The organism is Erwinia amylovora, from assembly GCF_017161565.1.
Classification (GTDB): Bacteria; Pseudomonadota; Gammaproteobacteria; order Enterobacterales; family Enterobacteriaceae; genus Erwinia; species Erwinia amylovora.
This window is the reverse complement of the sequence record NZ_CP066796.1, coordinates 1,621,331-1,637,358: the sequence shown is the minus strand read 5'-3', so window position 1 is coordinate 1,637,358 and position 16,028 is coordinate 1,621,331. Positions and strand designations below refer to the sequence as shown.

12 protein-coding genes are annotated in these 16,028 nt (G+C 47.5%); 9 read left to right on the top strand and 3 right to left on the bottom strand.

What is annotated here, in order from left to right:
- Positions 1–37 precede the first annotated feature (37 nt).
- Positions 38–661, top strand: coding sequence for a hypothetical protein (locus JGC47_RS07640; RefSeq protein ID WP_225868844.1), 624 nt, complete (start codon positions 38–40; stop codon positions 659–661).
- A 712-nt stretch (positions 662–1,373) separates the two neighbouring features.
- Here the strand turns inward: JGC47_RS07640 and JGC47_RS07635 are convergent.
- Positions 1,374–1,961 (bottom strand): winged helix-turn-helix domain-containing protein, encoded by a 588-nt coding sequence (locus JGC47_RS07635; RefSeq protein ID WP_004157266.1) that lies wholly within the window; start codon positions 1,959–1,961, stop codon positions 1,374–1,376.
- A 1,357-nt stretch (positions 1,962–3,318) separates the two neighbouring features.
- Here JGC47_RS07635 and ycgZ point away from each other — a divergent pair.
- The 6 genes from ycgZ (at position 3,319) to dcuR (ending at position 7,896) form a co-directional block, all read left to right on the top strand.
- Positions 3,319–3,564 carry a regulatory protein YcgZ gene (gene ycgZ, locus JGC47_RS07630; RefSeq protein ID WP_004157265.1) on the top strand — a complete coding sequence of 82 codons (246 nt, stop codon included), beginning with the start codon at positions 3,319–3,321 and terminating at the stop codon, positions 3,562–3,564.
- A 175-nt stretch (positions 3,565–3,739) separates the two neighbouring features.
- A complete protein-coding gene (locus tag JGC47_RS07625; RefSeq protein ID WP_004157264.1) occupies positions 3,740–4,033 on the top strand; it encodes a hypothetical protein in 294 nt (97 codons plus the stop codon).
- 670 nt (positions 4,034–4,703) lie between these two features.
- Positions 4,704–4,937, top strand: a complete 234-nt coding sequence (locus JGC47_RS07620; RefSeq protein ID WP_004157263.1) for a YgdI/YgdR family lipoprotein — start codon at positions 4,704–4,706, stop codon at positions 4,935–4,937.
- Between the two features lie 15 nt (positions 4,938–4,952).
- Entirely contained in the window at positions 4,953–5,183 is a 231-nt protein-coding gene (locus JGC47_RS07615) for a YgdI/YgdR family lipoprotein (RefSeq protein WP_004157262.1), read from the top strand.
- Between the two features lie 356 nt (positions 5,184–5,539).
- Complete coding sequence (locus JGC47_RS07610) at positions 5,540–7,180, top strand: sensor histidine kinase (RefSeq protein ID WP_004157261.1); 1,641 nt, start codon at positions 5,540–5,542, stop codon at positions 7,178–7,180.
- Positions 7,177–7,896, top strand: coding sequence for a two-component system response regulator DcuR (dcuR, locus tag JGC47_RS07605; protein WP_004157260.1), 720 nt, complete (start codon positions 7,177–7,179; stop codon positions 7,894–7,896). Before JGC47_RS07610 ends, dcuR begins: the two co-directional genes overlap by 4 nt.
- On the opposite strand, the gene JGC47_RS07600 is transcribed toward dcuR, so the two are convergent.
- Both JGC47_RS07600 and JGC47_RS07595 read right to left on the bottom strand, forming a co-directional pair.
- On the bottom strand, positions 7,877–8,845 hold the full coding sequence (locus JGC47_RS07600; RefSeq protein ID WP_004157259.1) for an FAD:protein FMN transferase: 969 nt from the start codon (positions 8,843–8,845) through the stop codon (positions 7,877–7,879). The genes dcuR and JGC47_RS07600 overlap by 20 nt on opposite strands.
- A 72-nt stretch (positions 8,846–8,917) precedes the next feature.
- On the bottom strand, positions 8,918–11,695 hold the full coding sequence (locus tag JGC47_RS07595; protein WP_004157256.1) for a flavocytochrome c: 2,778 nt from the start codon (positions 11,693–11,695) through the stop codon (positions 8,918–8,920).
- A 576-nt stretch (positions 11,696–12,271) separates the two neighbouring features.
- Between JGC47_RS07595 and JGC47_RS07590 the strand changes: the two genes are divergently transcribed.
- A complete protein-coding gene (locus JGC47_RS07590) occupies positions 12,272–13,783 on the top strand; it encodes an anion permease (RefSeq protein ID WP_004157251.1) in 1,512 nt (503 codons plus the stop codon).
- Between the two features lie 180 nt (positions 13,784–13,963).
- Positions 13,964–15,610 carry a class I fumarate hydratase FumA gene (fumA, locus tag JGC47_RS07585; protein ID WP_004157243.1) on the top strand — a complete coding sequence of 549 codons (1,647 nt, stop codon included), beginning with the start codon at positions 13,964–13,966 and terminating at the stop codon, positions 15,608–15,610.
- The last annotated feature ends 418 nt before the right edge of the window (positions 15,611–16,028 follow it).

The following is a 16,028-nucleotide window of genomic DNA, read 5'->3' as shown; positions in this document are numbered from 1 at the left end:
TCATGATATCTACGGAAAAATCTTAATAAAATCCACTATGGTTACACGCTATCGTAATATGGCAAGTGCGCTCGAACGTACGCTTTTTCACTGTAATAAAATTCGTATTGAGAGTGAAGCTCATCTCAATGAGACACGCGAAAATTTTGAAAAAGAGGGCTTTTCGTTGGGCTTGCAGCTTTTTTTTTCACAATTAATTACCATGCTTGACGACTACGAGCAACAGCAGTCCGCTCGTATGAAATTATTTGAAGAATCTGTTATGGATGCCGTCCGAAACTCATTTGATGACACAGTTATTGTAGAAAGAATTATTTACCACATTAAAAAAAACTGCTGCCAACAAAACATAAAAACAATAATCTTACCTCGTACGGTTCAACTACCTGAAAATATTGAAATGCCTCATTATCAATACACTGATGACCAACATATCACAGTTCAGAGTGATAAAGAGTCTATACGTTTCCAGAACGCTCCGTTATGCCGGCAATGGTTAGTCCATGCGAAAAATAAGACGATTAACGTTAATCAAGATATTAGCAAACTAATACCTGACGTTTTCATCGCTATTGGTCTGAAACTTATTAAACTGGGTGAGAAGAATAAGGAAGTATTACTATCTGCCACATCATCGGAGATAAAAAATGATATCACCTGATGCTCTCAATCTCAGATCGCCAAGTCTTGATGAAATATTTGACGACAACCTGTCAATTTTTGAGCAGCTATACTGGCTGAAACTATAAAGGCCAACCCACAAAGTGAATCGGGTGAATTACTTAACAGCTTAAGAGAACGTTCCCTTGATAAGGCCATATCAATAAAGTGATTGAAAGAGGTGTTTTACAACATGAATATGATTTTTTGGGAGAATAGCGATCTTTATGATTACCAAATAAAGATGATCGATAAATTTGTTCATCAGCTTGTGTGTAGAGACATACTAATACATATGATGCTTTACAAGATGCTTACTCCTGATGATGAAGTAAGTGATTTCTTATAGAACATATACCTTAACCCATAACTGCAGCTCAGTATGCTATCCCGGCAGCTGCCGGGAAATGAATTTTAGTTATGAATATAAACCACCCTTAATCTCATTAGTACAAGTTATATAATCAATTTTGACAGGCATTTTATAATCTGTTGCGTTCACTGGTTATTTATTAAAGGCGATTTGATTCAAAATCAACTGTCTGCAACCTTTTTTAAACATATTGTACATCCGCCTTTCATATCATCTGGTCAACTTCTTCATACAATCTCTACCAGAGATGCTCATTAATCACAATTCCTGAACGATAAGATCTGCTTACTGAATTGTCTATATGTTTTACTCAGACTAGCTTTTCATTTAATTGGCATTTTTAATCCGCTCCGATTTTTAGGGAGCCACTTTGCGCAACAAACATTAGTAAAAGCATCCCTGCCAGGATTACTGTTATGATAAAAAAAAATGCCTTCCTTAATCTGAAGTTCTCTGTTGATGTTTTCTTTTTCTTTAGAGAACAGGATTTATCCATATTCAGTGTGGAAAATTCACTTTTTTTAATGTTGCCAGAGGACATTCTGAAAATTAGTTCTTTCTCATTCAGCCGGCCTTGCGATGTCATATGTTGCGATTGACTGGTCTTATCAGGTTCTTCATCGGAGGGTTGCGCAGTAAACTGATATCCCAACTTAGGAATGGTAACAATAATATTCTTATTAATATCATCTAAACTTAATCTTAGCGAGCGAATAACCTGTGCAATACTCTGCGAAGTTACATACCCCCCACCCCATGCTCCAGCTAAAAAGTCTTTTTGCGATACAGGTTCTGGATATTTCGCACATAAAAGAATAAGAACATCGGCCTGTTTTTTCCGCAGTTGAATTGTTTTTTCTCTATTTTTCAGCGTCCTTGTCCTTGGGTTAAAGGTGAAATCAAGGAAGTAGATTTTCGAGTCATCCATATTTTTTCCCATTTTGCGACCTGTCGTGTATACCCTTTATGAGCCAGTTCGATTCCATGATTAACTGATTATGACCTTCAATTTATTACAACTAAACCAACCTCCACTCTGGGCTCTGCCTTTTTTCCTACTGTTGCAATTTTTTAGCGTAATAAAGAGATAAAATACATAAGTTAATCTCTGACATGTCTTTTAACTTTGGCCTGACCCCTAACAATCTGTCCATTCTATTTCCGCAGGAGTGTTTCGGATAGACGTATAAAACCTTCTTGACATCACGAACCTTTTCCATCTTATCAAACCGAAATTCCGCCTCAGGGAATTAACTTGCAGATATTATCAAACCTTGAAAAATCATGCTATAACTCAAGCTGTGACCTACGAACGCAATGCCTTCTTATGAATATTCATTTTCACTAGATAAATCTATTTCTAAGTGATCTATGTAAAATGCAATACTGAACTGTGCAAATAATATGTTTTTATCAACTTGTCATCCCGTGTATATGATAGAGAAAGTTAGTCATACAGTAATTTTCTGTTTCCGCCTGCTTCTATTTCTACCGACTTTTTAACATTGAATACCAGTTACGGAACACGCTTTATATTATCTTTTTTTCACCTCTACGCTCAAGGCTAGCAACTGACTTAGATCACGCTAAGAGATAGCATCTCCGCTACTTACCATTATCGTCTATTATGTTTTAAATGATCCAATCATCAGCATAAAGGCTGTCATTGGAATAATTTAAACGCCCTATGACAAATCTCAGGATAAGGATGTAAATCTTTAATTGATTCACCTTCACACTGTTCATTACATAATGCAGTCCCGCCTTAAATCTCTATAAATATAATCTGCCAAAAATGATTATATATCCGTATTTTTCCTATTTCATCAGCTTAGTTGTCAATCTTTATATCATTATAACAATTAACGTGCGTTTAAAACTGCGCAGTGTTGTATTCTGCACTTATGATGACAAATCCCCGCCCCACATCGCGGCGATCATGACTGGTGATCCACTGAGCAGCACCTGCCCCTGGGCCTCAAGTCGTTTTATATTCTTAATGTGTAATTGGCCCAAATGAAAAATAGCTATTTCGCTTATATTACGATGAATTTTCTCTAAGCATTATGACCTCACTTCGAAAACTGGCTAAGATAATGGCTGTTTTACTGACGTTCTTCCATGCTAGATTTGGAGTTAACCTATTGAAAATCATATAATAGCACTTTATGTAAAAGATCCAACCGTTGAAAAAAGACAATTGCTGTACAAAAGCGCTTCCGTTGTATAACTTCATCACTTAACCATTTGCACATTATTTGCACATTACGACTAAGGGATATTTTATGTGTCGGAACGGTTCCAATCCTATCATTGAAAACGATATCAGCCGTTACTTTAGTGAGGTGATCATGCCTTCTCAGCAAGAAACCCTTGGCCAGATAGTGGTTGAAATTTTGCGTTCAGGACGTAACTTAAACCGCAAAGCGATTTGTTCAAAACTGTTGACACGGCTTGAACTGGCCTCCGGACCTGAGCAGGAGCGTCACTATCAGCAATTGATCGGCATGTTGTTTGGTAGGGGTGACTGAATATTCAGGCACTGCATAGATTTTAAACGTGTCACGTTGCTTGTTAAGCTATAACACAGTCCGCCCATCTGAACGGAATACATGATTGCCAATATTTGCTGACTTTCTGTTTCCGCTATGGAAGCCTTTGTGGACGTTCTATGCGTGTCTGCATTATTGATTCAGGGAAGTTGGTATGTACAAAAGCCCGGAAGAAAAATTATCAGATAACATGATGGGCGAGGCCGTATTGGCTCTGCTCAGGCAAGATATTGCCATCAATAATTCCTCTTTGATGATGACGCTGCAATCTATGCTTGCTGTTGAAACAGATTCGCTAAAGCAAGTCGCTTTGAAGAGGGCAATAGAAGAAGTTTGTCTTAATCAATGTGCCACGCCTGCAACTAATGCACTCACAATGATTGGGCGAGCCGACACCTTTGCGCTTTTCTCTGATGGCAGCCCTGTTGTTGGTACGAAAAAACACTGAGCGGGGTAAGTTAACACCTTGTGCCCCATTTAAATGCGCATTTCGTCTGTCAGAACGGGTGACTATTCAGACAGCAGATGTCGTGCATGTACCAGATTTCTTTTGTACGTACGATCATGTAGATAAACTCCCAAGTGAAACTAATCATGCCGGCATCAGCTCAGGCAAACTGGTTCGAAAGAGGGCCTTTTGGCAACTGAGGACCTTTCGTCAGCTCCCGGAAGTTGCCCCGGATCTACGCTTTGGATCCTTGCCCTGAACTGCATCTTATTTGATCAATATTTAGCCGGCAGACATCATCCCGTTGCTGTAAGTTTTGTAGATCCCTTTAACTCTCTTACTGTTCAGTCTGGTACAGAAATAATGATCGGATTCGTTACGGGATATAGCCCTACCAGAATGAAGCGCGCATGACCTTTATTCGGCCACCAGCAGGACAGCCCGAGGTGGTGGCCCTGAAAAGTTGTTTATTTGACCGCGGCGTAATAACTGAAAGTGATTGTTGCGTGATGGTTATAATCCCAATTCACCTCGTCACCTTGGTGAATATTTGAAATCATATTGATTATGTACGGCTGCATCGTGAAAAATCTCACCTGCAAAATGCATTTTACAGGATCTCGTCTATAATTACGGCGGATGACGCTTTCTTACCCTAAAGGAAATTTTGATGATAGTTAAGATGTTTAAAACTGCATTCATTGCCGTGTTTTCACTAGTTTGTGTTGCTGGTTGTTCATCTAATCAAACCATCAGAACCACTGACGGCAGGGTCATTGTGACTGATGGTAAACCACAAATTGATAGTGATACCGGTCTGGTATCATATAAAGATGCCCAGACGGGTAAGTCAGAACAGATTAATCGCGAATTGATTAAGAATATGAGTGAACTTAGCAACTGATAAAACGGAGTCCATATGAATAAAGTAATTGCATTGCCTCTAGCTGCCCTACTGTGTGTTGCCGCGCTTAGCGGGTGCACCCGCTCCAGCTATGCTATCCATACCAGCGATGGCAGAACTATCATCAGCGATGGCAAACCACACGAAGATAACAAAACAGGTCTCATTGCCTACACGGATGCAAATGGCATCAAGCAGCAAATCAGTAAAGGTGATGTTAAGGAAATGAGCGAACTTCCAAAATAACTGATGAAAAGCCCTTTTTGGGCTTTTCTGCCTAAGACTGACAGGTTGGTTGTATCCAGCACATGGCAAAATTTACCTGACATGTTGAAAATGCGACTTATCCATAGGCATCGTCTTGACAGTGCAGTTAGCTGACTGGGCAGCCTCCCACTTCGTTCTGTACACTGACCTGGCCCCACCTACTTTCGTGGCTGATGCCAGCGAGAAATTCTACAAGTACCACTGTTTTTAAAATTTTACTTTGCTTAAGATCGTAATTTAATGATTTATCATGCCCGTATATCTTGCCTGCCCCATTGCGCGCTACAGGAGTCAATATTGAAACGGCTCAGCCGCCCCTGCGTTTCGGAGCATCAATGAACTACCCGAAGTCATCGAATTGCTCAGGTAATCGCCCGATGAAACTCAGTACTTCTGTCAGCCTGCTGGTTAGCGCTGTCATCATCACCGTGCTGTTAATTGCCCATCTGTTCTATTTTGTTCAGATAAGTCGCATGACCCAGCACAGCGTCAAAGATAAAGCTCTGGCGGTTGCACGCACGCTGGCTGTTTCTCCTGATATCCAGCGTGGCCTGCTGCAGGCTCCTGACAACGGAATAATCCAGACGATAACCCGTGCGACACAACGTAGTAACAGCCTCCTTTTTGTGGTGGTCACCAATATGGCTGGTATTCGCTACTCTCACCCCATTAACAACTTAGTTAAGCAGCATTTTATTGGCAATGACCTCAGCCCTGCCTTGAAGGGACGCGAAAATATAGCGATTAACAGTGGCAAGCTGGGCTTTGCACTTCGGGTTTTCACCCCAATATTTGACAGCCATCAGCGACAAATTGGCGTGGTTGCTATTGGGATCTCTCTGGATGAAGTGGTGCATCAAATCAACCACAGCCGCTGGAACATTTTCTTCAGCGCCGTGTTTGGTATATTGGTTGGTGCAATGGGTACTTACCTGTTGGTCAGGGCAGCCAAACGCATTATGCTTGGGCTGGAACCTCATGAAATATCTACCCTTTTTGAACAGCATCAGGCAATGCTGCAATCAATGAAAGAGGGTGTGATTGCAGTCGATGAACGAAGACAAACATCGCTGATTAACCGTTCTGCACGCCAGTTGTTGCGCAAAACGGGTCTCCTTCAGGCGCTCGAATGTGACAGCCCTGAGGTTGTCGCGGCTTCCGGTCCGCTGATTGACAATCTGCATGGCGTGATGAGAAGCGGAATTGCGCGGCGCGATGAAGAGATCAATTTCAATGGCCGGATACTGCTGTGTAATACTATGCCGGTGCGCAATAATCAGGCAATCATTGGAGCCATTTGTACCTTTAGAGATAAGACCGAAATAAGCCAGCTGCTTCAGCGCCTTGATGGCATGGTCAATTATATCGACGCACTGCGTGAACGTTCCCATGAGTTTATGAATAAGCTACATGTCATTCTCGGTCTGGTGCATATGAAGCGCTACGACAGGCTGGAAAATTACATTCTCAAGACCGCGCATAATTATCATACTGAGATCGGATCGTTTTTAGGCAAAATCAAGTCACCTGTTATCGCTGGTTTTCTTTTGAGCAAAATTAACCGCGCCGACGAAACCGGTAATCGTCTGAAAATTGATGAGGATTGCCAGCTACCTGATAACGGGAGCGAGCAGCAGGTTACGGTATTGATTACCGTGCTCGGTAATCTGATCGAAAATGCTCTGGAAGCCGCGGGCGAAAATGGTGATGGCGAAATTAGCGTACTGCTACACTATCATAATGGCTGGCTCAGTTGTGAGGTCAGCGATGACGGCCCGGGCATCGCGGCAGCGCGTCTGAAAGACCTGTTTACCAAAGGCTATTCCTCAAAGGGCGATAATCGTGGCGTCGGGCTTTTTCTGACTAAACAACAAACCGAAAGCGTGGGTGGAAAAATTATTGTAGAGTCCGAACCCGGTGTTTATACGCAATTTTTTGTACAACTGCCCTGGGATGGAGAGCTCAAAAAAGCATGATCAATGTTTTAATCGTCGATGATGATGCGATGGTGGCAGAACTTAACCGGTGCTATGTTGCACAGCTTCCGGGCTTTTCCTGCTGTGCTGTAGCATCGACATTGCAGCAGGCAAGAGAACTACTACAAAACAATGAATTAGCTATCGATCTGATCCTGCTTGATATCTACCTGCAACAGGATAACGGGCTGGATTTGTTGCCCACATTGCGCAAAGCTAAACTGCCAGTCGAGGTGATCGTCATATCATCCGCCGCCGACGCTACCACCATCAGGCAATCTCTGCACTATGGCGTGGTGGACTATTTGATCAAACCGTTTCAATTCTCCCGCTTTGAAGAAGCGTTGACAGGCTGGCAACAGAAAAAAAAGCTTATTGACTCTCACCCGTTCTACCAACAGGCCGATGTCGACCAGCTGATCCACGGTAATCATCCGACGATGGATGATGCGAAAAGGCTCCCTAAGGGTTTAACCTCGCTAACGTTACGTACTCTGTGCCTGTGGATCGATGCTCATCCGACCGATGAGTTCTCCACCGATGATCTGGCCGCCGCCGTCAATATCTCTCGCGTCTCCTGCCGCAAATATCTCATCTGGCTTGCGCAGATCAATATCCTGTTCACCAGCATTCATTACGGAGCCACCGGCCGGCCGGTATATCGCTACCGTCTTCAGGCAGAACGCAGCATTCTGCTTAAGCGGTTCTGCCAGTGAGCTGATAGCTGTCGTCCAGCAGGTTAAAAGCAAAATAACGCTGTGATGAGCAAATAATTTGTCTGTTCCGGGTGACGAAAATAGCTTCAATTGACGGATTTCGTCTAAGTGTTTCCAGGCCCTTTCGCACGCCTTGCCCGTACATTAAGGTGGTCCAGATATCGCCGTCGATCGCGTTGTCACAAATTACGGTAACGCTCAGCAATTCGTTATCCAGTGGGTAGCCAGTCTGCGGGTCGAGAATATGGTGGTAGCAACGCCCGTCGCGCATGAAATAACGTTCATAGATACCGGAAGTAACCACCGATTTATCAGTAACGTTGATGATTCCCAGCGGCGTGTCCTCGGCAGCGAACGGCTGCTTAAGCCCTATTCTCCAGGCTTGCCTTACGCTATTCCCCAAAGCCAGCACGTTACCACCAAGATTAATAAGCGCATCCCTAACTCCCCGCTGTAGCAGGTAGTCACGCACCACATCTGCGATATAGCCTTTAGCAATTGCCCCCAGATCGATCTCCATGCCCTGGCGTTGCAGATATACAGATGCTGTCGCATCGTCAAGGTCAACCTGACGTGGATCGATCAGTGTCAGTAAAGCGTGCAATTCAGTGGCTGGCGGCACGCTTTCGCCGTTAAATCCAATCTTCCAGCGTTTTACCAACGGCCCGATAGTGAAGTTGAAACGGCTGTCTGGCAACATGCTGGCCTCTTTAGCTCGTTTGATCACCTCGTAAAGCACCCGGCTGACGGCAACAGCATGCTTACCGGCTGCACGATTGATGCTCATAACTTCAGAGTGAGGACGGTTAACGGTAAAGATTGCCTCCTGTTGTTTAATCAAGCGAAACACATTGCCCGCCAGCGTCTGATTGAATTCAAACAGCTTTAGCAGGATCGGAGATCCCATCAGCACAGTGGAATAGCGGTAAACGCCGGTTTCTGAAAACATAGCAGCACCTGGAATAGAGTGAGCATTACAGGGCAATCCCCATTTGGGTCGCCCCTCAGCCGGGAAATCTGTTTAACGCAACGCCCATGCTGCAGCATTACGGCCGGCAAGAATACCAAAGATGATGATGTCTGCTACCGCGTTACCGCCGATACGATTCGCACCGTGGATACCACCAACCACCTCACCTGCCGCCCACGCTCCCTTAATCGGCTGTTTATGCGTATCCAGTACCGCAGTATCGCTATCGATGGTTACCCCGCCCATGGTGTGATGCACCCCGGGAGCAATGCGGATCGCAAAAAAGGGGCCTTGACGGAGTGGATGGCGCAGCGCAGTCTGACGTCCAAAGTCATCATCACGTTGCTGGCCGACAAACCGATTATAACGTGCCAACGTGCTTTGCAGCGTTTCCTGATCCATATTCAGCTTAACAGCGAGTTCATACGCAGTTGGCGCACTTACCACAAAGCCTTTAGCGATATATTCATCGGCAGCCTGATTGTTTTGGCGTACCTGGTCATCAAATATAATCCATGCGCTCTTTTCGGGCAGGGCAATAATTTGCGCAGAGACTTTATCGCGAGTTTCCATTTCATTGAGAAAACGCTGGCCTGCCTGGCTCACCAGTATTGCTCCGCCCCCGCGAATAGATTCAGAAACCAGGTAAGAGGTTGTTTGTTCCACCGTCGGGTGGATCTGTATCTCACCCATATCGACAGTGGCCGCACCAATGTGCTGTAACATAGCAATACCGCTACCGGTTGCGCCTTTATGATTGGTCGTCACGAAGCCATCCAGCTCCGGGCGATAATTTGCTACCATCTCCCGGTTAGCACTAAATCCGCCGGTGGCAACAATCACGCTTTTCGCATAAAAAATGCGGCTGTCGTTGTACTCATCAACCACTTTTACTCCGGTGACCCTGCCATCCTCAAACAGGATCTCATCGACTGATGTCTCCAGCAGCACCTCGATATTGCGTTGGTTGATGTACTTCACTAAACCGCTGATCAAAAAACTGCCCACGGCGGAACGATCGGCCGGACGGTGGGTACGGTCGATGCTCATGCCGCCAGTAATGGTGATGTCATTCAGTTCGATATCATGACGGGCCAGCCACTCAATGGCTTCTGGTGCCAGATCAACCAAATGGCGCAGCAGCTGCTGATTGTTTTTAGATTTTCCCCCTTTCAGCGTTTCATCAAAAAACAGCGCTTTGCTGTCCTGAATGCCCTTCTGCTTCTGATAACGGGTTTCTGCGGCATTCATGCCGACGGAAGCCTTGATGGTGTTACCGCCGATGGTGGGCATTTTCTCGACCACCAGCACTTTTGCCCCTTCTTCAGATGCCTGAATCGCCGCCGCCAGACCGCCGCCGCCGCTGCCCACCACCACCACATCGTAGTGTTGTGGCGCCTGCGGGTTACCGCCTTCTTCTATAACATGTTCTTTGCTGGAGGTGGTCAAAGCACGGGAAACCGCCTTTTTAAGCGCTTCACTCTGCGTGGTTGCCCCGGTTATAGCATCAACATAAGGACTGTTTGCCACCAGCATACGCGATCGCAGACTTTCAAAAGTGGTAGTGAAATCCACGTCCAGCTCAGCGTCCGGTATCAGTGAAATATCAGTAATACGATCGGTATCCAGCGTGACGTTGATGTGCAGTTTTAACGCCTCGGCTTCGACTTTTTCCTGATAAACCCCGGCTTTGTATTTACGGCCGCCACTGCTGACATCGCGGATCATTGCGTCAACCAGTGAGAAGCGCCACAGCGGCTCCGGTATGTTCAGCGCTTCACGCTGATTACTGTCCATAAACAGTTCCAGATGGTGGTGATTAATAATGCGGTCGGCCCAATCCGGGTAGGCGATACAGGCTTTACCTACCGCCACCAGATCATAACCGTGCTGCAACGCACATTCCGCATCGGCTTTGTTCACCACCCCTCCGACACCGATCACCGGGATCTGCGCCAGCCGCTGTGAACGCATGGTCAGATATTTGCTAATTAACGGTGTCGTATCGTTGGTATCAATAATGGAGGGCCGCAGCAGCTGCCCCACGGAAAAATGCACGTAATCAAGACCTTGCTCAGCCAGTTTTTCCAGCAGATACATCGTGTCGTTGAAGCGAATACCCGGTACCTCTAGCTCTTCCGGCGAGAAGCGATAGCCGATGATAAATGAGGGATCGGCAAATCGTTTCGCCATTTTGTGGCTGATATTCAGCACCTCTATAGCAAAACGGGCCCGGTTCTCGCGGCTTCCTCCCCACTTGTCACGGCGCTGGTTGGAATGTGGTGAGTAGAATTGCTGAATCAAATAGGTGTTGGCTCCGTGGATTTCTACTCCATCAAAGCCGGCCTTGATCGCCCGGTTCACCGCATCTCCGAACCTGGTCACCATCACCTCAACTTCTTCAGCACTTAACGCCAGTGGTGTGGTCGCGCCGGCGCGCGCGGCGGCAATCGCACTCGGGGCTACCGGGGTTTTACCGCCAATCAGTTCTGGCTCAACCATGCGGCCACCGTGATAGATCTGCACAATTGCTTTCGAACCGGCCAGTTTAATGGCACCAGCAATTTTAGCCAGCCCTGGAATTTTGCTGTCACTGTCGATAGCAATCGCCCCGGGGAAAGCCGGGCCTTTCGCATCGATAAAGCAGCATTCCACGATGACGGTACCGATACTGCCAGCACGGACGCGATAGTACTCAACCAGTTCACTGGTCACGGATCCATCATAAAATCCGCTGCAGCTAGTCATAGGGGCCATCAGCAGGCGGTTTTTTAACACGGCCCCGTTCGGCAGAGTTAGCGGATTAAGGACAGGGGTAAGTTTATTCATACAACATGAACTCCAAAATTAAAAAGACTCGAATTTTGTAGTGGGAAGGTTAATTAAATTAGCGTTCCCATTTCATGCTGACAATATAACAACCTGACCGATTAGATTTCCAGTAAATTCAGTTTTAAAAGATCGCTGCCAGCCTGATGAGTTAACTGCAAAGAAATTCGGCATTTTATTTTACAAATGTGCATTTAACCCCCACCTGACTAACATTTTATTTACATAAAATATCCGTTTAAATTCAATATGATAAATCAGATTTGGCGCATTGCCTAATCAACTCCATCTACTATTGAACAAAAGAGAGCTATTATGACAGGCAGTCAATTATGTTTCTCTTTAACTCTTTAAAAATGATAAAGGAAGCCTGAGGTTTATTGATCTGCATCAATAAATTTATTTGCACAACCTTCACTATACTTATATCCAACGAGCAAATACCCCAACTTTAATCGGAAGAGAAAATTTATTCAGACGCCACGATTAAACTGCCCGGCAAATTAAAATTTATAAACAAAGCTTCCATCACTGCCGTGCGCTCAACAATTTCTTAATAACTTGCAGACAAATACAATGAAAAAACCCTCCATTATCAGTGAAACTGCCAAGGCTCCTCCTGCTTCTGTCCGGCGTACAAAACGGCCGATCGTGCTATTTATCCCGGTGCTGGTTGCGGTATTGCTGCTGCTGGCTCCGGTTCCACACGGGCTGGAACCTTATGCATGGCGCTTTTTCGCTATCTTCGTCGGGGTGATCGTCGGCCTGATTTTTGAACCATTGCCGGGGGCAGTTATCGGCCTGACCGGCGTGGTGGTCATCGCCCTGTTCAGCCAATGGCTATTGTTCAGCCCGGCAGAACTTGCCAACCCCTCTTTCAGAACCGCCAGCCAGGCTTTTAAATGGGCAGTCAGTGGCTTCGGTAACTCTACGGTCTGGCTGATCTTCGGCGCATTTATGTTTGCCGCCGGCTATGACAAAACGCAGTTTGGTCGCCGCCTGGCGTTGATTTTGGTAAAATATCTCGGTCGGCGCAGTTTAACGCTGGGCTATGCCATCACCTTCGCCGACCTGCTGTTGGCACCGTTTACGCCGTCCAACACCGCTCGCAGCGGCGGTACTCTCTATCCGGTTATTGCTAACCTGCCGCCGCTCTACGGTTCAAAACCCGGCGATCCCAGTGCGCGCAAAATTGGCTCCTACCTGATGTGGGTAGCAATCGCTGCAACCTGTATCACCAGCTCAATGTTCCTTTCAGCACTGGCCCCTAATCTGCTTGCCGTGGCATTGGTAAAAAGCGTGGTCGGCTTCGATATCTCATGGGGCATGTGGTTTATTGCCTTCCTGCCGCCTGGCCTGCTGTTACTGCTTACCATGCCGCTACTGGCATACTGGTTCTATCCGCCAGAAGTCAAGTTGAATGACGATGTGCCGCGCTGGGCGGCGAGCGAACTGGAAAAGCTGGGCCGGCTCACCCGCAATGAGATCCTGCTACTGGTGTTCGTGGTTTCTGCCTTGCTGATGTGGATTTTTGCTACTGCATGGATTGAACCCGCAATGGCTGCCCTGGTGGTGATGGTACTGATGCTGTGGACCGGCGTACTGAACTGGAACGACATCACCAGTAATAAACCGGCCTGGAATACCTTTGTCTGGTTCGCTACCCTGGTAGCACTGGCGGATGGTCTGGCTCGGGTCGGATTTATTGCCTGGCTGGGCGGTGAGGGTGGCCGGTTGCTGCACGGCTATAACCCGCAAGTCTCCGCGGTGGTGTTGCTGGTATCCTTTTTCCTGCTGCACTATCTGTTTGCCAGTACCACCGCGCATACCACTGCGCTGTTACCTGCAATGCTCACCATTGCCGCTTCAATACCGGGCATTAATATGCCGGTATTTTGCCTGATGATGTGCACCTCGCTGGGCATCATGGGGATTATCACGCCGTACGGTACGGGGCCAAGCCCGATTTACTATGGCAGCGGGTACCTGCCTGTAAAAGACTACTGGCGCCAGGGAACGATCTTCGGAGCCATCTTCCTCTGCCTGCTCATGCTGATTGGCTATCCGTGGATGGTGATGATGTTCTGATGCGTAACTGAACGACAGCAGGCACATCGGATATGCAGATGTTGCCATATTGTTATACCATTCTGCACCAGCCTGCCGGCCTGACGCGCCCGACAGGATAATGCAGCACGATATCGCCCTGAATTTTGCCCAACCTCCGCATCAGAGAAGGAAGGCAGCAGATCATTAAGTGAGAGCAAAATGTCGAATAAACCGTTCCATTATCAGCCGCCCTTTCCGCTCGCCAAAGACGAAACCGAATACTACCTGCTGACCCGCGAACATGTATCGGTCAGCACATTCGACGGTCAGGAGATAGTCAAAGTCGCACCAGAGGCACTGACATTACTGGCCCAACAGGCATTTCATGACGCCTCATTTATGCTGCGCCCTGCCCACCAGCGCCAGGTTGCAGCCATACTGGCTGACCCACAGGCCAGTGAGAACGACAAATATGTAGCATTGCAGTTTCTGCGCAACTCTGAGATCGCGGCCAAGGGCATTTTGCCCACCTGCCAGGATACCGGTACGGCGATTATAATGGGAAAGAAAGGTCAATGCGTTTGGACCGGCGGTGGCGATGAGGCCGCTCTGGCTAAGGGCGTTTACAATACTTACACCGAAGATAATCTGCGCTATTCGCAGAATGCCCCATTAGATATGTACAAAGAGGTCAATACCGGCACTAACCTTCCTGCGCAAATTGACCTTTATAGCGTTGATGGTGATGAATACAAGTTTCTTTGCATGGCCAAAGGCGGCGGTTCCGCCAATAAAACCAGTCTATACCAGGAGACCAAAGCGCTGCTCACCCCCGCGAAGCTGAAAGCCTTTCTGATCGAGAAAATGCGCAGCCTCGGTACCGCAGCCTGCCCGCCGTATCATATCGCTTTTGTGATTGGCGGCACCTCTGCCGACAGCACGCTGAAAACGGTGAAACTGGCGTCCACCCACTATTATGATGAGCTGCCCACCGAAGGCAACGAGCACGGTCAGGCATTCCGTGATATCGAGCTGGAGCAGGAACTGCTGCTTGCCGCCCGGCAGCTTGGGCTGGGCGCGCAGTTCGGCGGCAAATACTTTGCCCATGATATCCGCGTGGTGCGCCTGCCGCGGCATGGCGCGTCCTGCCCGCTGGCGATGGCGGTTTCCTGCTCGGCCGACCGTAACATCAAAGCGAAAATAAATCGTGACGGCATCTGGATTGAGAAGCTGGAGCATAATCCCGGCCGCTACATCCCTGCCGAGCTGCGCCAGCAGGGCGAAGGCGACGTGGTGCGGGTTGACCTCAACCGTCCAATGACTGAGATCCTTGCCCAGCTTTCTGAATACCCGGTCTCAACCCGCCTGTCGCTTAGCGGCACCATTATCGTTGGTCGCGACATTGCTCACGCGAAGCTGAAAGAGCGGATTGACAAGGGCGAAGGGCTGCCACAGTACATCAAAGACCATCCGGTGTACTACGCCGGCCCGGCAAAAACCCCTGAGGGTTACGCGTCAGGATCTCTCGGCCCGACAACAGCAGGCCGAATGGACTCTTACGTTGACCAGCTACAGGCGAATGGCGGCAGCATGATCATGCTGGCAAAAGGCAATCGCAGTCAGCAGGTTACGGATGCCTGCCTGAAGCACGGCGGTTTCTACCTGGGCAGTATCGGCGGCCCGGCTGCCGTGCTGGCGCAGCAAAGCATTAAGAGCCTGGAGTGCGTGGCGTATCCCGAACTGGGAATGGAAGCCATATGGAAGATTGAAGTTGACAACTTCCCGGCCTTTATTCTGGTCGATGATAAAGGCAATGATTTCTTCCAGCGCATCCAGCAGACCTCGTGCGGTAAGTGCGTGAAGTAACCTTTACTGCTTTTATTTCCCCGGGTGCAGGCATCATGCTGCATCCTTGAAATAAGCAGAGCAGCAGGCCCGGAACCAGAATGGCCAGCCATGGTGAGATGGCTGGCCTTAATGACCGCTTCAGCTCCTTCCAGCTTTGCGATCTGCAGGCCAATATTGTGATCGCTGCCAGCTATTGACTTGCGCCTTTCTGATTTAGCCTCAGGTCAACCTTAATGGCCGGGAGGGATGTCAACCCGTCGGGCACGGACAACGCTACCGCTACGACAAGCTGTTTGCCTCGTCACAGAGGAACAGGACCTTTCCGATTAAGATGCTCGATTGGGCCAACGCTTGATCACCTTCAGGATAATGAATTGGTGTAAAACATGGATATCCCTGTCCATACTGGCACCGCGGATGGCGAGTTTTCAGGCAT